The organism is Pseudomonas sp. 478 (genome assembly GCF_003254125.1).
In the GTDB taxonomy this organism is placed as follows: Bacteria; Pseudomonadota; Gammaproteobacteria; order Pseudomonadales; family Pseudomonadaceae; genus Aquipseudomonas.
Window position 1 is genome coordinate 46,956 of the sequence record NZ_QKZG01000003.1, and the last position, 23,435, is coordinate 70,390.

General features: G+C 60.0%; 21 protein-coding genes. 6 read left to right on the forward strand and 15 right to left on the reverse strand.

All coding sequences use genetic code 11. The annotated features are described in order from the left end of the window. Positions 1-32 precede the first annotated feature (32 nt). Both DFS28_RS07160 and DFS28_RS07165 read left to right on the forward strand, forming a co-directional pair. Positions 33-473 (forward strand): TadE/TadG family type IV pilus assembly protein, encoded by a 441-nt coding sequence (locus DFS28_RS07160; RefSeq protein ID WP_111449169.1) that lies wholly within the window; start codon positions 33-35, stop codon positions 471-473. Further along, the gene (locus DFS28_RS07165) at positions 470-3,223 is read left to right on the forward strand and encodes a PAS domain-containing sensor histidine kinase (protein ID WP_111449170.1); all 2,754 of its coding nucleotides are present in this window, start codon (positions 470-472) and stop codon (positions 3,221-3,223) included. The genes DFS28_RS07160 and DFS28_RS07165 overlap by 4 nt, the downstream gene beginning before the upstream one ends. Here the strand turns inward: DFS28_RS07165 and DFS28_RS07170 are convergent. The 5 genes from DFS28_RS07170 to DFS28_RS07190 all read right to left on the reverse strand — a co-directional run bounded on the left by DFS28_RS07170 (position 3,193) and on the right by DFS28_RS07190 (position 7,659). After that, entirely contained in the window at positions 3,193-5,175 is a 1,983-nt protein-coding gene (locus DFS28_RS07170; RefSeq protein ID WP_111449171.1) for a pilus assembly protein TadG-related protein, read from the reverse strand. The genes DFS28_RS07165 and DFS28_RS07170 overlap by 31 nt on opposite strands. A 193-nt stretch (positions 5,176-5,368) precedes the next feature. Next, a complete protein-coding gene (locus DFS28_RS07175) occupies positions 5,369-5,926 on the reverse strand; it encodes a DUF4136 domain-containing protein (RefSeq protein WP_111449172.1) in 558 nt (185 codons plus the stop codon). 54 nt (positions 5,927-5,980) lie between these two features. Continuing rightward, positions 5,981-6,595: a DUF4136 domain-containing protein gene (locus tag DFS28_RS07180; protein WP_111449173.1), complete on the reverse strand. Its 615-nt coding sequence runs from the start codon at positions 6,593-6,595 to the stop codon at positions 5,981-5,983. 12 nt (positions 6,596-6,607) lie between these two features. Continuing rightward, positions 6,608-7,357, reverse strand: coding sequence for a methyltransferase (locus DFS28_RS07185; protein WP_008153735.1), 750 nt, complete (start codon positions 7,355-7,357; stop codon positions 6,608-6,610). Then, entirely contained in the window at positions 7,357-7,659 is a 303-nt protein-coding gene (locus DFS28_RS07190) for a MazG-like family protein (RefSeq protein ID WP_111449174.1), read from the reverse strand. Before DFS28_RS07190 ends, DFS28_RS07185 begins: the two co-directional genes overlap by 1 nt. Positions 7,660-7,854: 195 nt before the next feature. On the opposite strand from DFS28_RS07190, the gene DFS28_RS07195 reads away from it, so the two are divergent. Next, the gene (locus DFS28_RS07195; protein WP_008153736.1) at positions 7,855-8,148 is read left to right on the forward strand and encodes a hypothetical protein; all 294 of its coding nucleotides are present in this window, start codon (positions 7,855-7,857) and stop codon (positions 8,146-8,148) included. 163 nt (positions 8,149-8,311) lie between these two features. Continuing rightward, positions 8,312-9,661: an MATE family efflux transporter gene (locus tag DFS28_RS07205; RefSeq protein WP_111449175.1), complete on the forward strand. Its 1,350-nt coding sequence runs from the start codon at positions 8,312-8,314 to the stop codon at positions 9,659-9,661. Positions 9,662-9,721: 60 nt separating this feature from the next. Here the strand turns inward: DFS28_RS07205 and DFS28_RS07210 are convergent, their stop codons facing one another. From DFS28_RS07210 to DFS28_RS07255, 10 genes are all read right to left on the reverse strand, one after another. Then, complete coding sequence (locus DFS28_RS07210; RefSeq protein ID WP_111449176.1) at positions 9,722-10,504, reverse strand: DUF4123 domain-containing protein; 783 nt, start codon at positions 10,502-10,504, stop codon at positions 9,722-9,724. Beyond that, on the reverse strand, positions 10,501-11,829 hold the full coding sequence (locus DFS28_RS07215) for a type VI secretion system Vgr family protein (protein WP_111449177.1): 1,329 nt from the start codon (positions 11,827-11,829) through the stop codon (positions 10,501-10,503). The genes DFS28_RS07210 and DFS28_RS07215 overlap by 4 nt, the downstream gene beginning before the upstream one ends. A 233-nt stretch (positions 11,830-12,062) precedes the next feature. Next, on the reverse strand, positions 12,063-13,976 hold the full coding sequence (gene speA / locus DFS28_RS07220; RefSeq protein WP_111449178.1) for an arginine decarboxylase: 1,914 nt from the start codon (positions 13,974-13,976) through the stop codon (positions 12,063-12,065). 214 nt (positions 13,977-14,190) lie between these two features. Next, positions 14,191-14,562: a translation initiation factor Sui1 gene (locus DFS28_RS07225; RefSeq protein ID WP_007907444.1), complete on the reverse strand. Its 372-nt coding sequence runs from the start codon at positions 14,560-14,562 to the stop codon at positions 14,191-14,193. Between the two features lie 177 nt (positions 14,563-14,739). Next, complete coding sequence (locus DFS28_RS07230; protein WP_111449179.1) at positions 14,740-15,297, reverse strand: NUDIX hydrolase; 558 nt, start codon at positions 15,295-15,297, stop codon at positions 14,740-14,742. 3 nt (positions 15,298-15,300) lie between these two features. After that, positions 15,301-16,368 carry a DUF2333 family protein gene (locus tag DFS28_RS07235; RefSeq protein ID WP_111449180.1) on the reverse strand — a complete coding sequence of 356 codons (1,068 nt, stop codon included), beginning with the start codon at positions 16,366-16,368 and terminating at the stop codon, positions 15,301-15,303. Between the two features lie 154 nt (positions 16,369-16,522). Beyond that, positions 16,523-16,999, reverse strand: a complete 477-nt coding sequence (locus tag DFS28_RS07240; RefSeq protein ID WP_111449181.1) for a hypothetical protein — start codon at positions 16,997-16,999, stop codon at positions 16,523-16,525. After that, a complete protein-coding gene (locus DFS28_RS07245; protein WP_111449182.1) occupies positions 16,996-17,502 on the reverse strand; it encodes an Hcp family type VI secretion system effector in 507 nt (168 codons plus the stop codon). The genes DFS28_RS07240 and DFS28_RS07245 overlap by 4 nt, the downstream gene beginning before the upstream one ends. A 16-nt stretch (positions 17,503-17,518) precedes the next feature. Continuing rightward, positions 17,519-18,202: a hypothetical protein gene (locus tag DFS28_RS07250; RefSeq protein ID WP_111449183.1), complete on the reverse strand. Its 684-nt coding sequence runs from the start codon at positions 18,200-18,202 to the stop codon at positions 17,519-17,521. Continuing rightward, a complete protein-coding gene (locus tag DFS28_RS07255) occupies positions 18,199-19,350 on the reverse strand; it encodes a DUF2515 family protein (protein ID WP_111449184.1) in 1,152 nt (383 codons plus the stop codon). The genes DFS28_RS07250 and DFS28_RS07255 overlap by 4 nt, the downstream gene beginning before the upstream one ends. Positions 19,351-19,675: 325 nt before the next feature. On the opposite strand from DFS28_RS07255, the gene gcbA reads away from it, so the two are divergent. Continuing rightward, the gene (gcbA, locus tag DFS28_RS07260) at positions 19,676-21,346 is read left to right on the forward strand and encodes a diguanylate cyclase GcbA (RefSeq protein WP_111449185.1); all 1,671 of its coding nucleotides are present in this window, start codon (positions 19,676-19,678) and stop codon (positions 21,344-21,346) included. 955 nt (positions 21,347-22,301) lie between these two features. Then, positions 22,302-23,345: a methyl-accepting chemotaxis protein gene (locus DFS28_RS31100; protein ID WP_371922127.1), complete on the forward strand. Its 1,044-nt coding sequence runs from the start codon at positions 22,302-22,304 to the stop codon at positions 23,343-23,345. The last annotated feature ends 90 nt before the right edge of the window (positions 23,346-23,435 follow it).

Consider the following 23,435-nt stretch of genomic DNA (forward strand, 5'->3'; position numbering starts at 1 on the left):
ATCACGTCGTGAATATCAGGGTAGATGCAGTCATGAAAACAGGCCTCCCCCGTAAGCAAAAAGGCGCTGTAGCGATTGAATTCGCGTTGGTGTTTCTCATCTTTTTCGCCGTGTTCTATGGAATCGTCACGTACAGCTTGCCGCTGTTGCTGATGCAATCGTTCACCCAGTCGACCGCCGAAGCGGTGCGCCGAAGCGTGGCGCTGGACCCGAGCACCCCCGGGTACGCCACCGCGATAAAAACCGTTGCCACGACAGAACTGAGCCGACAGTTGGCCTGGATTCCTGCCGCACTGAATTTCAATATCGCCACCGACGCCAGCGCCACCTACGTGGGCGGGGTGTTGAAGGTCAGCATCAACTACCCCACCAGCAAACTGCAGCAGGTCATCCCGTTTCTGAACGTGCCGGGAATTGGCCAAGTGCCCAATCTGCCGGCCAACCTCTCCGCCAGTTCGAGCCTGCAATTTTGAGTTCCGCAGACAAACTCTTCGGGCGCCTGCTCAATCGCCATCCGCCTCCGCCAGTGGACATGCCAGACACCCTGAGCGTGCAAAGTGTCGGTTTGCAGATACACCTGGATGCCGAAGGTCGAGTGATTCACCTGACCGGCCCGCTGCGGCATGTGCTGGCCCAGCAGACGCCCGCAGCGCAAGCACCGCACCTGCTCGATTTCCTCATGCCCCACAGCGGCCTCGCCGTTGAAGGCTCGCCCGTCGACTGGCAGGGACAGAATCTGGACCTGGACTTTTACAGCCTCAACGGACAACCCCTGCACTTGCGTGGCTGGGTCCAGCCATTGGCCGATGCCTGGTTGTTGCAGTTGCTGGACATCGGCGACTTGTTGCTCGATCGGCGGCAATCACGCAGCCGCGAGCAATGCCAATTACTCGCAGCGCAGATCGGCGAACAGTTGCGCCGGTGCAGCCTGACGCGCCTGCCCGAGGTGTTGGAGGAACAACTGCAAGGCCTGGCCCAGCGTTTTCACATGCCCTGCATTGCGGTGGCGTTACTCGATGAACAGGAAGAAGGCTGGCAGATTCACCAGCATTACACGGCCTCCGATGCCCCCCTCCTGTGGCAAAACGCTCAGCGCCTGGGCACCGGGCTCGACAGCCTGAACGGCTCTGCGCCGCAATGCCTGACGCCCGCTGAACATCCCCGTTTGCAAGGCATCTTCGGCAATGCCGAAGGGTTCGCGGTGCCCTATCACGATGCTCAGGGTGTGGTCGCCTGGTTGCTGTGTGGCCTTTATCCGGTGCAGCAACAGGCGCCCGACCTGAATGATCGCGACTGGTTACAACTGACCGCCGCGCTGGCAGGCCCGTTGCTTGAGCGCTTGCGCGAGCACCGGCACCATCTGCAACTGGAACGGCTGGAGTCGCTGCAAGCCCTGCTCGGCACCGGATGGTGGGAGGTGTTCAGCGACAGTCGCGAAGTGCAGTTGGCGCCGTCGCTGGCCAGCAACCTGAACCTTACGATCGATCGTTTGCCGCTGCCCGAGTGGCTTGATCGGGTGCACCCCGCCGACCGTGAAGAGTTGAGCAGTCGTCTGCAAGCCTTGCAAGACGACGGCACCCCGCTGCTGCTGTGCGTGCGTTTGGCACAAACGCCGAACTGGTATCGCCTGCAAGGCCAGGTCCTGGGCATCGGTAAAAACCGGCGGTTGGTGGGCTTCATGCTCGACATCAGCGACATCAAAAACCAGGAGCAAAACGCCGCGGCGGCCCATGCCCGACTGGACAATCTGATCGCCAGCTCGCCGGCGGTGATCTACGTGCAACGCTATGTCGAAGGTGCGCTGCAACCAACGTTTTTCAGTGACAGCCTACTGCCGCTACTGGGCTGGACACTGGCTGATTGCGCGACGGGGGCCTTGGTTGAGAGGGTCCACCCGGATGACCGCGATCGGTACTTCGAACGTACCCGACATTTGCTGCGTGAAGGTTCGGTGCGCGCCCGCTATCGGCTGCGCGACAGTCGCGGCGAATACCACTGGCTACTCGATGAAGCCAAGCTCCTGCGCGACGACCTTGGCTTGCCGGTGGAAGCCGTCGGCCTGTGGCTGGACGTCACCGAAGCAACCCTGGCCGCCGAACAGGTGAAACAAAGTGAAGAACGCTACCGGATCCTGGTGGAAGACTCTCCGGCGATGATCTGCCGCTACCGCCCGGACCTGACCCTGAGCTTCGGCAACCGCCCTCTGGCGACTTACCTGGAGTGCCAGCCCGAGCAACTGCCCGGGGTCAATCTGGGCAGCTGGATGTCGCAGGAGCAGCGCGAAGCGTTTCTCCTGCGGCTCAGCCGACTCAGCCCGGAATTCCCGGTCAGCACCGCGGAAATCAACCTGCAACTGCCGGGACGGGAACATGCCTGGTGGGTGTGGTCGGATCGCGGGGTGTTCGATGAGCACGGCCATTTGCTGGAGATTCAGGCCGTGGGGCGCGACAACACCGAGGTCCGCCGCGCCCAGCAGCAGCTCACCCAAAGTGCAAAAATGGCCACCCTCGGTGAAATGGCCACAGGGCTGGCCCATGAAATCAATCAGCCGTTGAATGTGATGCGCATGGCCATCGTCAACGTACTCAAGCGTCTGAGCAACGGCGATGCGCAAATCGATTACCTGACCGACAAGCTCAACCGTATCGATGCACAGGTCCAACGCGCCGCGCGGGTGGTGGATCACATGCGGGTGTTTGGCCGCCGCTCGGAGATCGAGCAGCATCCATTCAATCCGACGCAAGCCATCGAAGGCACGTTGTCGCTGCTGGCCGAAGGGATGCGCGGCAAAGGGGTCGATCTGCGGGTCAACGAAACCGGGTTTGACGTGCAAGTGCGCGGTTACGTCGATCAGCTCGAACAGGTGTTGATCAATTTGATGGTCAATGCTCGGGATGCGTTGCTCGGCAAACGCGAGGCCGACCGCGAGTTCAAACCGTGGATCTCGGTGTACGCCGAACGTGATGCGTATTCGGTGCGGCTGTGGGTCGAGGACAACGGCGGCGGTATCGATCCGCGGTTGCTGGAGCGGATCTTCGAGCCGTTCTTCACCACCAAACCCGTGGGTATCGGCACCGGGCTCGGGTTGTCGGTGAGTTACGGCATCGTCGAGAACATGGGCGGAAAACTGAGCGTTAGAAACTCGGTCGAGGGCGCACGGTTTTGTATCGAACTGCCGATTGTTGCCGACGATCAGATCACCAGCGTCGCTCGTCCTGAGTGACAACTGAGGTTGGCGCCGACATCGACCTTGTTCAGATCGATTCCCAGGCTGAGCAGCAGTGTGTTGATCAAGGTGTCGAGTAACGGGCTGAGCACGTTGTTGATCGTGTTGATCAGCAATGTGGTGACAGTGCTGAGAATCGCTCCCAGACCACCGACCAGACTGCCCGTCGGGCCGTACATGTCGACTTTGATATTGGTCGCCGTGTCAGTAAGGCTGCTGACGATATTGCTGGTGGAATAGGAATAGTAGAACGGTGGCTGGTTGATCTCCGGCAGGCTGGTGGCCGGCGGTGCGGAATAGATGTGCGGCATGTTGGCGCTGGATGCCACGGTGGTGTCGGCCATGATATCGATGCCGCCGCCGACGCCTGGAATCCGCGGGTCGCAACTGACAGGAAGGATCAGGAACCGGCGGCAGGTTTTCACCCCGATATCGATCACCTTCAACGGCTGCACCACCACGGCGGGCGGCGTGGTGTTGTTGCCAAAAGTCGTGCTCGAATCGATCTTGCCGATTTTCAGCGTCACCAGTGAAGTGCTGGTATTGGTGGTCAGGGATTTGTTGGTGGTGCTGATGCAGCTGTAGGCGGTGACGTAACTGGAGGCGCTCGCGACGTCCAGTGCGACATCGAGCCTTACGGTATCGGAAAGCGGCACGATCGAGGGTGTTTCACACGCCGCGCCGAGCGTGCAGGTCAGTGAGTTAATGACACCGACCAAATCAAGATTGAGCAAGGCGTTCAAGGTATTGGTCAACGGTCCGGCAAGATCAGCCGCCGCATCGACCAAAGGTTGAATCGCACTCAGAATGGGCAAGTCGATCGACAGCAATGTACGCACCTGAGCAGTTTTCACATAGATCCGGTTGGGCCCCAACGGCGCGAGCGCGGCGTTTTTCGGATTGCCGATGGCCGAGAGCTGTGGCGGCTCCAGTATCTGCACCCGAGCGGTGATTTGCGCGAGCCCCGCGAGGTTGATCGGCACGGTCGCCACCAGGCCGTTTTTCTTGTTGGCCAGTTGCACGAAGGCTTCGATCAGGTCGAACACTTTCAGGTTGGTCCCCAGCGCCGTCAGGGTGCTGCCAGCCTCGACGTGCAACACATTGCCGAGTACGACGGTGGTTGCGCCTGCCGCAACCTTCAGCGCTTGAAGACTGGCAATGGTTGCGGTCGCGCCGAGTGTGCCCCCGGGGTCCAGTACATTGACGGCGGTCTGAATCAGCTGGCTGACGGCAATCGTATTGCCCAATACCTGGTCATACCCGGCAGCGCTGAGGTTAAGGTCGACCTTCAATCGATCGAGGTAGCCGAGCAGGCTGATGTCGGTGTTCACCAGTCCGTTCCAGCCCGCCGCGCTGATGTTCAGATTGCCCCCGAGCAAACCACCGAACAGCGCATTGAGCGTGGCCGATTTGCTGGTGTCGACGCTCAACGTCGTGCTGCGCAGGGTCAGCGAAGCCTGCGGTGGCGGTAATGCGGCGACAGCGCTGGCCGTCAGGTTGATGGTCGCTGCGCGTGGAGCGCCACCGAACAGGGCGCCGACACCGCCGGCGAAACTCTGCTGGACCCAATGGCTGGCGATCACCCGAATGGCTTCGCTCTTGCTCGGGTCGGCGCCAAACACTCGCAGGTTATTGGCATCCAGGGTCAAGGCGCCGCAAGCGACCAACAGATTGCGATTGGGGTCAGGAAGGGTAAAGCCGTTACGGTTTGCGCTGGCGGTGGCATAGACGGTGGCTGTGTTGCCAGCGGCGCAATCCCCCCCTCGGGTGGAAGCTTCAAGTGCGGCCATGTCCGCCACGCGCTGCAGGTCACGCTTTTCCAGGTACAAACGACCGCTGTCGACCACGACCAGCAAGAACATCAGGGCCATGCCCAATGTCAGCGCCGCCATCAAACCGATCGCCCCCCGTTGCCGGGCCGGGCTGCGAAACTGCAAACGCGGAGACATCGCACACTCCTTTGCCGGTGCACAACCGAGGGCTACCTCCATGGGTGAACAGCAGTGTAGACAAGACTTGGCTGAACTGCTGGCAACATGCCAGCGCAGACAACAAAAACCCTGTAGGAGCACGGCTTGCTCGCGATGGCGATCTCAAAGACGCCATCGCCGGCAAGCCGTGCTCCTACAGGGTTTGTGGTGTTTATTTGGGTGGGTAGTTGGCGAGAATTCGCCCGACCGTTTCCTGGATGGCAGTGCTGCGATCCGACGGGTTCGGTGTGCGGCTAAGTATCTGCTCGTCACTGCCGCGCCATACCAGTTTGCCGTCCTTGCCGTCGAGCAGGTCGATCTGGATGATCGCCACGTTGTAACTGACGTTACGGGTTTCGGTGTACATCGGCCCGCCCCAGTAGCCGTTCCATGGATTACCCCAGGCGCCGCCGTAATTGGTGGTTACTTGTTGCTGGCGCTGTTCGACGATCAGATAGGTCTGCACGTTCAAATCGCCCTTTTGGCCACCGGCAGCCGGACGCAGGCCACGCTGATCGAGCTGATCGCTCACCGATTGGCGGATGCGTTGTTCAGTCAGGTCGCTCTTGATGCGTGGGTCATCGGGCCGATATTGCAGGGCGGGCTCTTTCCAGCTCCAGCTGCGATAGGCGGCGAAGTCGCGGCTGGCATCGAAGTCATGATTGACCTGGTTGCCGGCGCAGGCACTGAGCAGCCCGGCCACAGCCAGTAAAGCGAGACGGCGGAACATGATAGTTCTCCGGTTGAAGACACGAACCTGCGTACTGCTTCTTGACTACAGAAGCTAACTAGGAGGATACGCCGACATCGCCTTTTCTACAGCTTCCCGTATCGCATCGGCACGCTCCCTCTCGCTGCCGCGATTGCTGGTTTCGGCGCTGGCACTCCATACCGGTTGACCGTTCTGAGCGTCAAACAAATCAACCCGCACCACCACGACCTGTTCCTGATAAGTCCGCACGATCGGCACGGTGTTGTACATGCCGTAACCGCTGCCGTAGCGGTTGTAACCGCCATAGCCGCCGCCGTAATAACCATAGTCATCCCGAACCTGGCGCAGACGGGTTTCCAGGTGCAGTTCGGCGCTGACAAACAGGTCGGCCGGGCGGTTATCGTGCAGCGGGCGCAAGCCACGTTGATCGAGCGCATTGCTGACGGCTTCGGCGACCTGCGCCGAATCCGCCCAGGCGGTGCCCGACGGCAGCTGCCCGTTGAGCCAGGCCCAACTGCGGTAACGCCCGTAGTCGCGCGGCGGTGCCGGGTAGGCGCTATGGTCGAAGGTGTTGGCCGCCTGAGGCGGCGCGGGTGGCAAGGGGTTGGATGACGCCACATAAGGGTTGCTGCCCTGACAGGCCGCCAACCCGAGACAGATCACCAGTAACCCCGAACGACTGTTCATTTCGTGCTCCGATCAGACCGGCCGACAGATCCAGTGCAAGTAGCGCCCAAGCCCGGCAAAGCTTGGGTGACGACGGTGGGCCAGTTCCATTTCCAGCAAGTCCACCAGTTCGGCACGGGCCTGGAATTCCACTGGCATGTAGTCGTGAAAAACCCGCACCCCGCTCTGGGTTTCGACCTGCCACATTCCTTCAAGTTGCGCCGCCAGTTCCCGTGGATCAAGGGGCTGCTGCGGGGTCAGGCTTTGCTTTTCGCCGGCCATGTCGTTCTTGCGCATCTTGCGGAAGTGGCCTTTGAGCAGGTTGCGATAGATCAACGCATCGCGGTTGTAGAAGGCCAAGGACAACCAGCCATCTGGCTTGGTCAATTGATGCAGCACCGGCAGAATCGCGTGGGGTTCGGCCAGCCATTCCAGCACGGCGTGACACAGCACCAGATCGTAGGGTTCGGTGAGTTGACCGAGCAGGTCCTGCCACGGCGCCTGAATGAACGTCGCTGTTTGCCCGGCGTCGGCAAAGCGCTGACGGGCGCCTTCGAGCATCGGCTCGGCGGGCTCGGCCAGCGTGACCTCATGACCACGTTGGGCCAGCCACAATGACATGTGGCCCAGGCCGGCGCCGATGTCGAGAACGCGCAACGGTCGGTCCGGCAAGGTCTCGGCCAGGTCGGCCTGAAGCACCGCCAGACGGATCGCGCCTTTGGCACCGCCGTAGATTTTTTCGGCGAAGCGGGTCGCCAGTTGATCGAAATGACGGTCGCTCATCAGCTGAACCTCCGTTCGCTGTCGGCGAGTTTGCTGCGCACCACTTCATTCATGTCCAACCCCAACTCGCTGCACAGCAGCAGTAGATAGAGCACGATGTCGCCGATTTCCTGCCCGGCATGGGCGAGCTTGTCCGCCGGCAACTGGCGCGACTGGCCTTCGGTCAGCCACTGGAAAATCTCCACCAGCTCGGACATTTCCACGCTCGCGGCCATGGCCAGGTTTTTCGGGCTGTGAAATTGCCGCCAGTCATTGCGGTCACGGATGGCGTGCAGGCGTTCGGTCAGTTCAACAAGGTTCATCGGGCTCTCCTGAAGGCGTATAGCTTCGGGGGGATGACGGGGGAAGGCAAGCGTCTCGGTGTGACGCGGATCTTTGCACCATAATCAAAAGATCGCAGCCTGCGGCAGTTCCTACGGGAACTCGGCACCCTGCTCGATAGCCCAAGGCTCAAGTCCGGCAACCACGCCACCACTTTCATCAAGGACGCTCACGACATGCAGGTAGAAAGTTTTTTCGAATGGCTCGGCCAGGCACTTGGTTCGGTTATCCGTTTCATCGTTGACAGCCTCAGCGGCTTGTTCAATCTGCTGAGCCATGCGGGCAGCAACTTTGTCGAAGGGCTGTCCCGTGCGCTGGGCATGGACGCGTCGATCATCAGCATCATTGCGCTGATTCTGGGGTTGATGCTGTTGTGGTCGGCGATTCGGGCGTTCATGAATGCGTCGATCATCATGGGGATTATCTGGTTGCTGCTGGGGTTGTGGTTGTTGAGCTGGATAATCCACTAACACCACAAATCCATTGTGGGAGCGGGCTTGCTCGCGAAAGCGGTGTGTCAGCCAACATCAATGTTGAATGTACTGCCGCCTTCGCGAGCAAGCCCGCTCCCACAATGGATCGCTGCAGACTCCCAATGTGTCGCTACAATGCCCGCTCCCCCAAGGAGCCTGCATGTCCAACCTGATCGCCGACTGGCGCGACCGCCCTACCCATCGTCGAGTCTGGGCGCTCGCCGCGCCGATGATTCTTTCGAACATTTCCGTACCGCTGGTGGCGCTGGTCGACAGTACCGTCATCGGCCACTTGCCCCACGCCCATCAATTGGGCGCCGTGGCGGTCGGGGCCAGCCTGTATACCTTTCTCGCCTGGGCCATGGGTTTTCTGCGCATGGGCACCACCGGGTTCGCCGCACAGGCCGCCGGACGGGGGGACGGCGCGGCCTTGCGGCAGATTTTGCTGCAGGGTCTGTTGCTGGCAATGGGCCTGGCCATTGTCCTGGGAACACTGGGCGTGCCGTTGAGCGGGGTTGCGCTGCACTTCATGCAGCCATCGGCGGAGCTGGATCAGCTGACCCGCGAGTTTTTCCACACGCGCCTGTTCGGTCTGCCGGCAGCACTGGCCAGTTATGCGCTGGTCGGCTGGTTCCTCGGCACTCAGAACGCCCGGGCGCCGCTGGCCATTCTGCTGAGTACCAACCTGGTGAATATCGCGCTGAACCTGTGGTTCGTTCTCGGGCTGGAATGGGGCGTGGTCGGTGCGGCTCGCGCATCGGTGATCGCCGAATGGACTGGCGCGCTGATCGGCCTGCTAATGACCCGCAACGCCCTGCGCGCCTATCCCGGCCACATCGCCTGGGCCGTACTGGCGCTGTGGCAGAGCTGGCGGCCGCTATTGGCGGTCAACCGCGACATTTTCATCCGCAGCCTGGCGCTGCAATCGGTGTTTTTCCTGATCACCGTGCAAGGCGCGCGACTGGGTGATGCCACCGTCGCCGCCAACGCGCTGCTGCTCAACGGTTTGCTGCTGACCGCCCATGCGCTGGACGGCCTGGCCCACGCGGTGGAAGCCCTTTGTGGCCACGCCATTGGTGCCCGTGATCGAGAGGCCCTGCGCCGCTCATTGGTGGTGGCCTGCGCTTGGTCGTTGCTGGCGAGCCTGGGCTTTGCCGTGCTGTTCCTGTTCGCCGGGCATCTGTTTATCGAGATGCAGACCAACATTCAGAGCGTGCGCGACACGGCGTTCATTTACCTGCCCTACCTCGCCGCGCTGCCACTGATTGCGGTCGGGAGTTACCTGCTCGACGGGTTGTTTATCGGCGCCACCCGAGCCCGGGAAATGCGCAACGGTATGCTGCTGACAGTGATTTTGTTGCTGCCGTTCGCTTGGGCGCTGCAAGGTTTTGGCAACCATGGACTGTGGATAACCTTTCTGTTGTTCATGTTGCTGCGCAGCCTGACCCTCGGCGCATTTGCCTGGTATCTGCACAAAAACGACGGCTGGTTCGCCGGCAAAGCTCACTGAGTCGGCGTGGCGGGTGCGCGAGAACAGGTCCTGCACCGGCACGCCAGACCACCGGTGTGTTCAGGGTTGATCGCTTTGCCAGCGGTTGCGCAGGCTATCGAGCCGCTCCTGCTGGGTGAGTCCCTGCAATGCGTGCCCAGGCAAAGCGCCGGGGTACTGCAAGCGTAGCCATAACCAGTCATCGAGTATCGGGCGCTCGGTAAAATCCAGCGCCAACCCTTCCTGCACGTAGGACCACAGCGTGTTGTAGTCAGTCCCGGTGGATCGACTCCAATGCCAGGCATGTTGCTCCAGCAGGCAGGTTTGCAGTTTTTCCTGCTGACGAGGACTGAGGTTTTCTTCAACTGCCAAGGGGCTGACGGCAAGCCCCGGATTGACCAACTGCTGCCAGCCCTGACTGCCGATCGCACGGTCGGCCCACGTCCCGCCGAACCAGCGCAAATGGCTGATAGGACCCAGCCAGCGACTCAGCTCCTGCGCATCGCAGGCATCGAACAAATAACTGGCCGTTTGCGGGTTGTAGTAACTCAACAAGGCTCGGTGATGCAGGCCGAACGTGACCGTGAGCATGCGGCGCAAATGCTCCAGCAACTGCGTCGACGACACCTCGCTGGCTATCTGCAAGCCGCGCCAGAAGAGCACTTCGCTGTGGCACAACCCGGCCAGCGCGGGGCATGTCCGAAGGTCGATCAGGGCCGGGCCGTGTTCACGCAACGCATGCCACTCAGTGTCTTCGAACAACCAGAACCACCGGGCATGCGCAAATTGCTGTTGCAGCATCGCCCCCGCCTGTGGCGCACCCGGCACATCCAGCAATAGCCATTGCGGGGTCGCGACGTTCATGCCGAACCGCTCTGGCCAAACCGCTTCGCCACCCGGCAGGTGCAGAGGGCCTGCGTGCAATGGTTGAAACTGCCGCCTCCGGGCAGCAGACATAGCAACATCAAGGGTTCGCTCGATTGCAGAAGCGCCAGCAAGCCCTCGACATCATCTGTCGCGGATGTGGGCGGCGGGCCGCCCTCCTCAGCCTCTTCAACAGACGAAGGGACGTGAAGAAACCCGGTAATCAACGGCTGGTCCGGATCCCCCTCGATAAAGCTCACCACCACCTCGGCCCCCTCATTCAACTGCGTGACTGCCGCGGCGCCCAGTTCAGCGGCCACCGGCAGCCAACTGTGGCTAGGCACCGCGCCTTCGCCCTGATAGAGCCAGTCAAATTGCACGGCAACCGGTCTCGACGGATCGGGGCATGCCTCATCAATGTTGACCACCCAGGCCCGTTGCAGGCTGTGCATCCTGGGTTTCAGTGCGCAATGAGGCGCTACAAAAGGCGCCTGCCAGTGAATCGCACGGATCTGGTTGCTGTAGGTCGCCGTTAAATCCTGACTGCCCTGATGCTCCACATGAGTCAGCAGCCAGGGCTGATTGCAGTCGGCGATCGGATGACCGGACAGCGGCATCAACTGCCCGCTGCGCAGCGCCGCCAGGTCCGTCCGCCCTTCGGCCATCGGCGCGGCTAGTTGCCCAGCGCACCCCAGAAGCTTGAACTGACGCACGGCCGATTGCTCGCTCTCGACCTCGAAGACCGCGTTCTCGCCGAAACGAAAGGGCTCCTGACCATCACCGAAAACCACGCAATGCCCGCGCTCGCCGTGTTCGAAATGGTAATGAAGCCGTTCCTGGGCACACAGACGCTGGATAAATTGCAGGTCTGATTCCCGGTACTGCGTACAGAATTCACGGGCCGGGTAAACGCCACTCAGCTCAAAGCGCCGACTCTTGCCGGCAATACCGTGCTCCTTGAGCACCTGACTGAGGATTTGCGGCACCGAGCGCGCGCTGAAAATTCGCTGACTGAAGCGCAGGGAAAGGCACGCCAGCTTCGGCCCCAGACGTACGCGGCAGAGCCTGACAGCCAAGTCGTGGTCACGCTGGACGAGTTCATGCAATTGTCCGTGGAAGCCGTTTTCCGCAGGCCCGACATGCAAAAAGGCCGGACGGTACAGCAGGCTTGCAAGGTCGAGTGTCGGGTCATCGATCAGCAGATCCACGTCGAACACAAAAGGCTCGCTGATGGCTTCTCTACCGGTAAAGGCCAAGACCTCAAAGGGGTCGGACAGACCCTCTACATCCAGACGAAATGACGGCTCGTTGACTGGATCGAACATCGGCGATTCTCTACAGGAGGGGCGGTCGGGGATTCTCTCCGAGAGAGTTGGCCGAGTAGAGTGCCGAAGTACAACTTAGGAAATGACCTACGCGAAAAGAAGACCACATCGCTTGGATGGCCAGGAATGTGAGTCATTTCGCTTGAAATCAGAGAGGCATCTCACCAAGTCATCTGAAATTTCCGCTACGTGCGGTACATTTTCAGACAACCCGATGAGAACGATTCCTTACCTCAAGAAGACAGGTAAGAGGAACGGGTCAGACCCAGACGCAAAGCGTCGAGGAATTGGGTACGCTCGGCGGCGGTGATGCGGGCACTGGCGCATTTGTCGCGGTAGTGGGTCATCAACTCTTCCGGCGACAAGTGCACGTAACGCAGCATGTCTTCGATAGTGTCGTGGGTTTCGATACCCGCGTGGTACACACTGCCGTCAGCGTTCTGATAGATGTTCACCGAGTCGGTGTCACCGAACAGGTTGTGCATGTCGCCGAGAATTTCCTGGTAGGCGCCGACCAGGAAGATACCCAGCAGGTAGTCTTCACCGTCGTTCAAACCGTGAACCGGGAGGCTGGTTTCGATGCTCTGCTCGTCGACGTATTGCTTGATCTTGCCGTCGGAGTCGCAGGTCAGATCTTGCAGCACCGCACGGCGCAGCGGCTCTTCGTCGAGACGGTGCAGCGGCAGGATCGGCAGTACCTGGCCGATGGCCCAGGTGTCCGGCAGGCTCTGGAATACCGAGAAGTTGCAGATGTACTTGTCGGCCAGCTTGTCGTTGAGTTCGTCGAGCACCTGACGGTGCGAACGCTGACGAGCCTTCAACGAGTTGTGCAGGCGACGGCATACCGCGAAGTAGCATTGCTCGGCCAGGGCTTTCTCGGCCAGGGTCAGCTTGCCATCGGCGTACTGGGTCGCGATGTCGCTCATGTAGTGAGTCGCGCGCCAGTAGGTTTCGGTGACCATCTCGATGTCGGTCGGGCCCAGCAGGTCAACCAGCCACTGCACGGTTTCCGGCAGTTCGTCCTTGTTCTCGATCTGCGGCACGTCGTCGTTGTGCTTCTCGACGTCGGTCACTTGCACCACCAGCATGGCGTGGTGAGCGGTCAGGGAACGGCCGCTTTCGGAGAAGATGTTCGGGTGCGGCAGGTTCTGCGCGTCGCAGAATTCCTTGAGCATCCCGACCACGACACCGGCGTAATCGTCCATGTCGTAGTTGATCGAGCTGGCGTTACGCGAGTGCGTACCGTCGTAGTCCACGCCCAGACCGCCACCGACGTCGATGTGGTCCACTGGCAGGCCAAGGTTGCGCAGTTCGCCGTAGTAACGGATCGCTTCCTTGAAGCCGTGCTGGTAGTCCGCCAGGTTGGCGATCTGCGAACCCATGTGGAAGTGCAACAGGCGAATGCCCTGATCCAGGCCAGCCGCGCGGAAACGCTCAACCACCGACAGCAGTTGCGCCGCCGACAGACCGAACTTGGATTTCTCACCACCGGTGTCAGCCCACTTGCTCGACGCCAGGGACGACAGACGCACGCGCAGGCCAACCTGAGGCTTGACCTTGAGCGAGGCGGCTTCTTCGATCACCAGCCCGACTTCAGATTCTTTCTCGATCACGATGAACACGTTGTGGCCGAGCTTCTGGCCCATCAGCGCCAGACGAATGAATTCGCGATCCTTGTAGCCGTTGCAGACGATGGTGCCGCCCTTCGGCGCCAGGGCCAGCACGGCCAGCAGCTCAGGCTTGGAGCCGGCTTCAAGACCAATGGACACGTCTTGGGTGGCAATGATGTTCTCGATCACTGCTTCTTGCTGGTTAACCTTGATCGGGTACAGCGCGGTGTACTTGCTCTGGTATTCCAGACGCTCGATGTTGGCGTCGAACGCGCCAGTCAGCTGACGCACGCGGTCTTGCAGAATGTCAGGGAAACGCACCAGCAACGGCAAGGACAGGCCGCTTTTACGCAGCTGATCAACTTGCTCGAACAGGTCGATAGGCGAACTGGTCGGACCGTTCGGACGAACTTCGACGCGACCGGCGTCACTGATCGCGAAATACCCGGCCCCCCAATGGCGAATCCCGTAAACACTGCGGCTGTCCGCAACTGTCCATTGGCTGCCATCGTCTTTGCGTGTGCGTCGTACGGACATTGAAGTCCCCTATAAAGAAGTCATAGAGCGTCGCCTGGGTTCAGGCCGGCGCAGTCTAAAGAATGAAAATGACGGTTCGTCAACGAGGGGATAGACCTCGCTGACCGCAGTGAGTTTAGAAACCGGTCAGAACAGGCTCTGTGAAAACCATGTAGACGGCGCCAGACCTGCTGTCAGGACTGGATCAAGCCGAGGGTGGTTTTCACAGAGGCTGCTAGCCGCCGGACTTCTTCGCTTTGAAACCGTGTTTGATCAGCTCGGCCAAGAGTAGCTCGACATGATCGCCCTGGATTTCAATGATTCCGTCTTTCAACGCACCGCCGGTCCCGCAACGTTTCTTCAACGTGGTCGCCAGGTCCTTGAGTGCGTCTTCGGCCAACGGCACGCCGGTGATGGTGGTCACCGTCTTGCCGCCACGGCCCTTGCTTTCGCGACGCACGCGAGCGATGCCGTCGCCGGCCGGGATAACGGTCTGTTTGCAGATGCAGGCATCCACCGGTTGACTGCAATCCGGGCAATGACGACCTGCGTCGGTGGAAAATACCAGGCCACCAAGGGCGGCGAAGGATGCGGCTTTTTTGGCCACCGGCAATCCTCTTGGGAGGACAAAGACTGGTCGCGGCAACCTGGAGAGTTGCCATCGACCGCGAAGCCCCACTCAGGCAGGAGCAGCGCTACTGAGCCAGGCATGCTGGTTCAGCTTAAAAAGGTCGCGCAGTGTAACGGCAAAAAGCCGACTTGCTAAGAGCCAATCGGCGCCAATTTATGCCTCTTTTGCGACGCCATTCTTCCGAGAACCAAGATAGCGCTTCAATGCGGCCAGGGAGTCCGGGCAATAAGGCTTTTGCTGGATTTCCAGCAGGACTTGATCAACGGGAATAAAGCGCGCTTCAAGGACTTCTTCGGGTTGCAGGATCAATGGACCGTCCCACACCGCCGAAAATGCCGAACACCAAAGCCGATTACCGGTGTCTTCGAAGAAAAAGTGATCATGGGCGGTCAGTTCCACCCCGCTCACGCCCAGCTCTTCTTCCAGCTCGCGGGCAGCCGATTCGGCGTAGGTTTCGGTCGCTAGCACCATGCCCCCCGCCGCCACGTCCCAGAAACCTGGATAAATGGCTTTGCTCAGCGTGCGTCGATGCACGCAGAGTTCACCGGCGGAATTGAACAGCATGATGTAAGTGCCGCGCCCGATCAGCCCGCGTTCACGCAGGTCGGAGCGGACCAGGGCGCCGAGCAGGTTGTCCTGCTCGTCAACCCAGGCGATCTGTTCGGCATCCGAGGCCGCGCGGTGCGCGACCTCTCTGGCGCTATTGACCATGACTCAGCCCTGATTGAGCAATTGACGCAAATCGATCACTGCGGCGTTGGCCCGGGAGATGTAGTTGGCCATGACCAGCGAGTGGTTGGCCAGCACCCCGAAGCCGCTGCCATTAAGGATCATAGGACTCCAGACCGGTTCCTGCGAGGCTTCCAGTTCACGAATGATCTGACGCACGCTGACCGTGGCGTTCTTCTTGGCCAGCACATCGGCGAAGTCGACTTCGATGGCGCGCAGCAGGTGGGACAAGGCCCAGGCCTGACCGCGAGCTTCGTAGAACACGTTGTCGATCTGCATCCACGGGGTTTCGACGATTTCTTCGTCAACCTGCGGCACCTGACCCGGGGCGACGACTTCGGTTTTCAGCGCCGTGTTGAGCTTGACCCGGCCAACGCTGGCCGACAGCCGTTGCGACAGCGAACCCAAACGGGTACCGACATCGCCCAGCCAGTTGTTCAGGTTGTCGGCGCGGGCATAGAACAGCGCGCTTTTCTGACTCGGGTCGGACAGGCGCGCCTGATAACGGCTCAGGGAGTTGATGCCTTCCTGGTATTCGGACTCACTGGAGGGCAGCACCCAGCTCTTGTTGTCGAAGTTGAAGCGCGGCTCGGCCTTGGCCAAGTCAGCGTCTTCGGTGGACTGCGACTGGGAACGAGCGAAGTCTTTACGCAGTGCACGACTCAGATCGCGGACCTGGACCAGCACCCCATATTCCCAGCTCGGCGTGTTATCCATCCACAGGCCCGGCGGGAAACGGTCGTTGGAAATATAGCCACCCGGTTTGGTCAGCAAAGTACCGGCGACGGTCTTGAGGGTTTCGACCGTGGTGTAGCCGATGACCATTTGCTTGCCTTCTTTCTCGGCGGCCATCTGGGCATTCTGCTGAACCGGAAACAGCGCAGGTTCCTGGCTCCAGTACCAGCCCAGAGCAATAGCCACCAGCAAGTACAGGCCAATTAGAGTGGCCAGCGCCCGACTGAACAACAGGCCTCCCAGGTAACTACGGGTGGCCGACTTCGGTTCAGCGGCACGTTCAGGCGCGCTGCCCGCGCGGTTCTTCCAGTCCAGCATGGCGATATCCTTTCAATCACTTGAGTTCATCGGTTCGACCACAACCATACAACAACGTGCCTTTGGCCGGCACCCGTCGTGGGGTTATCCGGATAAATTACCGTCGGGCAGCCGTGACAACCGCGCTCCCATGAACTCAAGCGACGTCGCCTGTTTAAACGCCGATGATCACCATTGAAATCTGCTGCACCCCGGGCGATACAAAAAGATGCGCTATGCCCTCGCCGTCGGTTCTGCGCGGCGCAGTGTTCCCATCTACCGTCGCGATGTAATGCCGCTGAGTCAAAGGATCGCCTGTCACGCTGTCTACGAGGCGAAAGATCTTTGGCGACCTTGAGGGCTGCACGGGCGGATTTTGCATCAGCTCCATGACCTTTGGATCAAAGGCACGATCCGGCATTTTCCAGTCAACGTAGTCGGCTTCAGGCCTGACTAACCGCCACTCTCCCCGTTCAATCAGATCAAGCACCTCGCTGTCGATATCGATCAGCAGGCCGGCACGCAACTGGCCCAGGCCTTCAATGGGTTGTCGATCAAGCAGCGCCTGGCGCAACACTTCCAGTGCTTGCTCACTGGAGTAGGCATGTTGGCGCTCCCAATCGGACAAATCGAGTTCGTTGACCAACCTCATCCCTGCACCTCGGTGTTCCACTCATCGGACCCCATGGTTCGACTGACTTCGTGCCGCCAGTAAATCCGCCGGTAACTGAAATGGACCTTCTCCAATTGAGTGAGGTGAGCGGTGCCGGGATCCTGGCAATGCGGCATCAGAACCTCAGCGCCAATGATCAGCGCGTCTTCCAGCTCCATTGTGTAGAAATGCTCCTGGGTGCCCTGAGCCGACGTACGATACCACTCGACGCGGCACACTTTGAGCAATTCTCCCGAACACAAAGCGTTGTTGATCAGCGGTGTCGCTTTGTCGATGGTCTTGGTGATGATCAAAGGCTTGTGCATCCGACGCCCCGCACCCGAGCCTTTCGGTACGAAGATGCCATGGCTCAGGGCCTGAATCATGATTTGGTCCTCACGCCCTAATTGGTAGGTGTTGCCTACCGATGCTTCGGTAAAGGCGCCGGCACTGATCAGACCTTGCCTTTCCCCGTGAAGGGTCATGAAGGCGGGAGTTGGCATGGTGGGGCTCCTTTTTTTATTTGGGTTGCGGGGCGGGGAAGTGACTGGGCTCGTCGTACATGTCTTCGATTTCGTCGAAGGGCACCCAGGGTTTGGCGAGTGCGAGGGTGATGAGGTAGCGTTCTTCAGTCGGATTTCGGTAATCCTCGAAGCGAGCCAGTACCAGCATGACCTGATACTTATTGTCGGCTTGCCAGTAGGTTTTCCCTGCGAGAATTCCTTTGCGCAGGTAGGCCCGCCATTCAGGTGTATCGACGATTACGGGGCTGTTTCGCAGCCCTTTCGCCACCCAACCTTTTGCGCGCCATTGGTCTTGCAGGTCGAGAACGATCTTAAGCGCGTCATCAATCAGGAGCGGTTCGATCTGTGGGGACATGCGGAGGCTGTAAATGACATTGTCGTTGAATCCGACGGCAAAATAGCGCGCCGCAGGTGTGCTGAACCCGAACTGCGGGTCGACGAATCGCAATCTTGCATCGGTCATGGGAATGCCGAACCAGATGTGCCCGCGTATCCCAGGACTAAAGGGAGCTGAAGAGTTCTTGCGCAAATCTTCATACGTCCCACCTATTTCCAGGACGATTTCGGGTTCATCCCACAAAGGTTGCGTCAACTGATGTAGGGCGGCCCACGTCAAGCCCCCCAGAAGCAGGAGATATGCACCGCAGCGCCAGCCGAACAGCCTTGGTTGCAGATTCATAGCCTGCTACCACCCGATGCGATCTCGTTGATCGACTGCTCTAATGCGCTACGGTTGTGATCATTGAGCATTTGATCAAAGCGTGTCGCTGCCTGGAGCACGAATGCCATTCGCTGCTTGATGTCCGACAAGTCCGCCAGCGGGTTGTTGCCAAAACCGATGGTGCGACCGTCCTCGACTCGCTGGCATTGACTGGTAAGGGTCAATTCAATGGCTTGGGCAACGCCTGAAGGAAACCCTGTGACATAGGATGCATGGTTTCCCCGCAGCAAATTCGCTAATTGCCGGTCCTGATAAATTGTCGGCTGTAGGATGTTTTCCTGTTCATGAGAGGCCAGATACACCACGCTCTCGGCTATGTTCCCCGCCTCTATAGCCTCAAAAGCCAGCAAAATTTCTGTGTAGGCCAGCCCGAACAGTAGTTTCTTATGTCCCACCGGCCAAAGCACCGGAAACTTTGAATGCCCATAGATGCCCGCCCGCGCCCTCAGACACTTCTTCAACTCCCCCAACCCACGCTTCGCATAAAACTCATGCAGTGGATAAACATCCAGAAACAACGTGGTATTGCCCAGCGCCATCATGTCGTGCACATGCCGGAATTGCTGTTGCACCAACGACAAGTCCTCCCCCGCTGGACGAAAATCCACAGACGGCACCGAATTGCGCGAGTCCGCTTCTTTATAGTCACGCAATTCATCTGCCTGTTCGGACATCCTGTCCCGAGTCAACAACCCTGACTCGCGACGACTTTCCCGCAAACGCTGCCGTGCTTCATGTTCATCGCGAATGAGTTCGATACTGTCCGCCGCATGCAACAATCCGCAGCCGACCTGCTTGGAGGCAAATGCCGCCAGCCCCGCCCACTGAAACCGAGAATCGTGTAACCAGAGTCGAGCGTACGCAGCGTTGATAGCGCGGTTGCGCTCGATAGGGTCGGCAATCAAGACCCCATTGGGTGCGACGATTTCTTCCGCCTCGCGCTGGTATCTACGCCAAAGGCACGCGCAGGTCAGAACCGGCACATCGGTAACAAGCGTCTTGCTCCCATAAAGCAGCTCCTCTTTGCATTCACAATCAGCAACGGGCGTGCTGTTGTGGTTCAGGCGCTGATCATCAATGGGGTGTTCCTTGAAACACTGGGTCATGGTTTGCGGACAGCTTCTAAGGGAATCCCTGAACCCTAACAGCCGCAATTCCCGACCGGATCGTTTGGCCGAAAAATCAGAAATACCTGACAGACGAGGCTCGCCGAGCCTTGGGAAATAACCTTGAAATGTTCAGGAAACGTCCTGAAACACCCGGTTCCTCTGGCTCTATCGGCCAGTGACGCCCTGGCGGAGACTCATTGGTCAGAAACTGAATCAGGTCGCTTTACAGTTAATTGATGTACGACACTCATGCGATTGAAAAGAGGTGCTAGCATAGAGCCACCAGTCAATCTCAGCATGCCCCCTAACTAGTTGTCAGGATATGACCGAGCCAGAAGACCCCAGCCGTGAGCGCCTCAAGCACCACTTTGCCCAGCGGGTAATTCATCAGGCACGTCAAATTCTTGAGATATGGCAGCGCCTGCAACGCAGCGAGTGGTCCACCACCGACCTATCGGAACTGAGCGAGGCCAACCTGCGCCTGCTGCGTTTCGCCGAGCGCTTCGAACAACCTGAACACACCCAGCTGGCGCGCCACATCGGTCAGTCGCTGGAGGCTGTCGACGCCAATCGCGGACGCCTGAGCAGCGGACTGATCACCGACCTCAATCGCTTGATGCAGCGCCTGTCACGCACCGGCCTGCGCCATGGCGATCAGTTGGAGCAGACCTTTCTGCCGCCGCTGCGCAAGCCGGTTTACGTGATGCTGCAGGATCATGACCGTGGCGAGCGCCTGGCCAAACAACTGGAATTCTTCGGGCTCAGCGCGCAAGCCCTCGACAGCGTTGCGGCGTTCCGCTCTTCGATGATCGAGCGCTTGCCCGCGGCGATCGTCATGGACGTGGACTTCAGTGGCGCCGGCATCGGCCTGAAACTGGCCGCCGAAGCCCAGGAAGGCCTCGATCATCAATTGCCGCTGTTGTTCTTCAGCCTGCACGAAACCGATACCCCGACCCGCCTCGCCGCCGTGCGGGCCGGTGGCCAGGAATTCCTGACCGGCACCCTCGAAGCCTCGAGCCTGCTGGAGAAAATCGAAGTCCTGACCTGCGTCGCCCAGTACGAACCTTATAAAGTGCTGATCATCGACGATTCCCGCGCCCAGGCCTTGCACACCGAGCGCCTGCTCAACAGCGCCGGGATTGTCACGCGGACCTTGATCGAGCCGATCCAGGCCATGGCCGAGCTCGCGGACTTCCAGCCAGACCTGATCATCCTCGACATGTACATGCCGGCCTGCACCGGTACTGAGCTGGCCAAAGTGATCCGCCACAACGACCGTTACGTCAGCGTGCCGATCATTTACCTGTCGGCCGAAGACGATCTGGACAAACAGCTCGACGCCATGAGCGAGGGCGGCGACGACTTCCTGACCAAACCGATCAAGCCCCGGCACCTGATCACCACCGTGCGCAACCGCGCGGCGCGGGCACGTAATCTGAAAGCGCGGATGGTGCGCGACAGCCTCACCGGGCTGTACAACCACACGCACATTCTGCAATTGCTCGAAGACTGCAGCTTCCGCGCCCGCCGCGAAAACAAGCCGCTGAGCTTTGCGATGCTCGACATCGACCACTTCAAACGAGTCAACGACAGCCACGGTCACCCCATGGGCGATCGGGTGATCAAGAGCCTGGCGCTGTTTCTCAAGCAACGCTTGCGCAAAACCGATTTCATCGGCCGTTACGGCGGTGAAGAGTTCGCGATCGTGATGCCGGACACCGATCTCGAATCGGCCCACAAAGTGCTCGACGAAATCCGTCGACGGTTTGCCGAGATTCACTACCCGGCTCAACCGCAGGACCTCTGGTGCACGTTCAGCGCCGGCGTGGTGGAACTGTGTGAACACTCCGACAGCCTGATGATGGCCAGCCAGGCAGACGAAGCGCTGTACCGCGCGAAAGACGCCGGACGCAACCGCGTGCAGGCTGCGCGGACGTCAAAGCAAAGTGCCACTTTTTCATCAGAATCGACCGATTCGGTCATAACCCTGTAACACAAACGCAATAAATTCAGGCGCTTACCATTCTGCCGCTGGTAGACCCGCAATGCGCCTGAAGCTGCTGACCAATCTCAACACCCTCCTTTTAGTCGCCGTGTGCGTGGCCCTTGGCGCCACACTGTGGTGGTCGCAAAAAGCCCTGGAGCGCCCCTATCTTTTGATGGAGCGTTACTTGGGTTTGTCCCAGCAATTTCAAAATGAAGTCGCGCGCAACATCGACGACTACCTCGCCAGCGGCGATGCCCTGCGCCTGAGCAGTGCCAGCCAGGCCATCGACAGCCTGCAAAAGGAACTCGGCGAATTGCCGCCGGCCTTGGCCGACACCTTGCGCCCGAGCCTGTCGAACCTCGAAGAATTCAGCAAAACCGACCTCCTGGCCGCGGGCAAACTCGCGGGCGATCCGCAAGCGCTGCTGCTTCAGGCCGAACGCGAACTCGGCGCCAGCCTCGATCAGCTCAGCCAATACGCCAGCACTAACGCGGCGTATCTGACGCCGTTGCTCGCCGCCTCCCAGCACTTGGGCAAGTTGTCTTTGGCCCGGGACAAACTGGTCAGCAGCGGTCGAAGTGAGTTGGCCGCCGATGTCGAGCGTGAAGTCGCCAACATCCGCACTCAGGCTGAGTTACTGGGCGCCTTGCCGCTGCTCGGTGTAGCCAGCAGCAGCGAATCCGGCACCGATGATTTCGCCGCGATGATGGGCCTGGAAAACACCGAAAAAGCGGTTGCCGAAGATGCGGGCGTTGGCCTCAAGCGTGAACTGAACAGCCTCCTCACTCGCTACCCGGCCGAATTGGCGCGCACACGTGACCAGATTCAGAAACGCACCGACCTCAGCGCCGCCACTCACCTGAAAATCGCCGCCGTGCAGCAGGCCATTGCCGGACTGGAGCCGGTGGTTCGCGCCCAGCACGGACAGATCCAGGGCGAAGTGCGGCTGATGCAAGGCGTGATGATCGGCCTGATTCTGCTGATTGCTTTGCTGATCGACACCTTGCAACGGAAACTGGCCCGGACGCTGACCAACCTCGTCCCGGCCCTCTCGACCTGGGCCGAGGGCGACTTCAGCCGGGACATTCAACTGGGTAAAACCAATCGCGAACTGCATGACATTCAAGCGTCGCTCAATCGCTTGCGCGCCTATCTGGTGGACCTGGTCGGGACCATTCGCCTCAACGCCGAACAGGTCGCCGGCAGTAGCCGAACGCTGGCCGAGCTGAGCAATGACCTGCACAGCGGCGCCGAACATCAGGCCGGCGACACGGCGCTGATCCGTGATTCTCTCGGCGAACTGGAAGCGACCATTCAACAGGTTGCCGGCGATGCCAGCCAAGCCGCCGACGCCAGCCGCCATGCCGGGCTGGCGGTGGAGCACGGCCAGAAAGTCATCGGTTTGAGCCTCACCGGGCTGCACGCGCTGGTCGGCGAAGTGCAAGGCAACGCGCAAATGATCGAACACCTGGCCGAAGAGTCGGCAACCATTGGCGGCGTGCTGACGGTCATCCGCTCGATTGCCGACCAAACCAACCTGCTGGCCCTGAACGCCGCCATCGAAGCGGCCCGAGCCGGGGAAATGGGTCGAGGGTTTGCGGTGGTGGCCGAAGAAGTTCGCTCACTGGCGCAACGCACCGCTGGCGCCACGGCAGAGATCCAGACGTTAATCGCCGGCTTGCAAACCGCGGCGCGACAATCGGTGGAAGGCATGCGCGCCCAGGTCGAACACGCCGAAGCCACTGCCAATCAGGCCCAGGCCGCCGACGGTGCGCTGGATAAAATCGTCGGTGCGATCCAGACCATTTCCGACACCGCCGTACGCATCGCCGATGTCACCGCCCAGCAGAGTGGCGCCGTCAGCGAAATCCGCGATCACAGTGAGCGGATTCACCAATTGGGTGGGGATAACTTGCTGCGCATCGGCGAAGGGCGCGTGCAGGGGGAGAATTTATTGGTGTTGGGTGGACGGTTGCATACAGCGGTCCAGGCCTTCCGCGTCTGACAGATCGCCTTCGTCGGAACGCCGCCCGGAGCAAGCCCGCTCCCACATTCGACCGCGTACCCATGGATGAACTCGGTCGATGTGGGAGCG

Bases quoted from the DNA above. Each gene is read 5' to 3' on its own strand.
- speA (WP_111449178.1), bottom strand. From the start codon at position 13,976: ATGTCCGTACGACGCACACGCAAAGACGATGGCAGCCAATGGACAGTT.
- DFS28_RS07195 (WP_008153736.1), top strand. From the start codon at position 7,855: ATGCAGGTAGAAAGTTTTTTCGAATGGCTCGGCCAGGCACTTGGTTCG.
- DFS28_RS07160 (WP_111449169.1), top strand. From the start codon at position 33: ATGAAAACAGGCCTCCCCCGTAAGCAAAAAGGCGCTGTAGCGATTGAA.
- DFS28_RS07175 (WP_111449172.1), bottom strand. From the start codon at position 5,926: ATGTTCCGCCGTCTCGCTTTACTGGCTGTGGCCGGGCTGCTCAGTGCC.
- DFS28_RS07185 (WP_008153735.1), bottom strand. From the start codon at position 7,357: ATGAGCGACCGTCATTTCGATCAACTGGCGACCCGCTTCGCCGAAAAA.
- DFS28_RS07240 (WP_111449181.1), bottom strand. From the start codon at position 16,999: ATGAGGTTGGTCAACGAACTCGATTTGTCCGATTGGGAGCGCCAACAT.
- DFS28_RS31100 (WP_371922127.1), top strand. From the start codon at position 22,302: ATGATCGGCCTGATTCTGCTGATTGCTTTGCTGATCGACACCTTGCAA.
- DFS28_RS07180 (WP_111449173.1), bottom strand. From the start codon at position 6,595: ATGAACAGTCGTTCGGGGTTACTGGTGATCTGTCTCGGGTTGGCGGCC.
- DFS28_RS07215 (WP_111449177.1), bottom strand. From the start codon at position 11,829: ATGTTCGATCCAGTCAACGAGCCGTCATTTCGTCTGGATGTAGAGGGT.
- DFS28_RS07250 (WP_111449183.1), bottom strand. From the start codon at position 18,202: ATGAATCTGCAACCAAGGCTGTTCGGCTGGCGCTGCGGTGCATATCTC.
- DFS28_RS07170 (WP_111449171.1), bottom strand. From the start codon at position 5,175: ATGTCTCCGCGTTTGCAGTTTCGCAGCCCGGCCCGGCAACGGGGGGCG.
- DFS28_RS07230 (WP_111449179.1), bottom strand. From the start codon at position 15,297: ATGGTCAATAGCGCCAGAGAGGTCGCGCACCGCGCGGCCTCGGATGCC.
- DFS28_RS07190 (WP_111449174.1), bottom strand. From the start codon at position 7,659: ATGAACCTTGTTGAACTGACCGAACGCCTGCACGCCATCCGTGACCGC.
- DFS28_RS07235 (WP_111449180.1), bottom strand. From the start codon at position 16,368: ATGCTGGACTGGAAGAACCGCGCGGGCAGCGCGCCTGAACGTGCCGCT.
- DFS28_RS07255 (WP_111449184.1), bottom strand. From the start codon at position 19,350: ATGACCCAGTGTTTCAAGGAACACCCCATTGATGATCAGCGCCTGAAC.
- DFS28_RS07210 (WP_111449176.1), bottom strand. From the start codon at position 10,504: ATGAACGTCGCGACCCCGCAATGGCTATTGCTGGATGTGCCGGGTGCG.
- DFS28_RS07245 (WP_111449182.1), bottom strand. From the start codon at position 17,502: ATGCCAACTCCCGCCTTCATGACCCTTCACGGGGAAAGGCAAGGTCTG.
- gcbA (WP_111449185.1), top strand. From the start codon at position 19,676: ATGACCGAGCCAGAAGACCCCAGCCGTGAGCGCCTCAAGCACCACTTT.
- DFS28_RS07205 (WP_111449175.1), top strand. From the start codon at position 8,312: ATGTCCAACCTGATCGCCGACTGGCGCGACCGCCCTACCCATCGTCGA.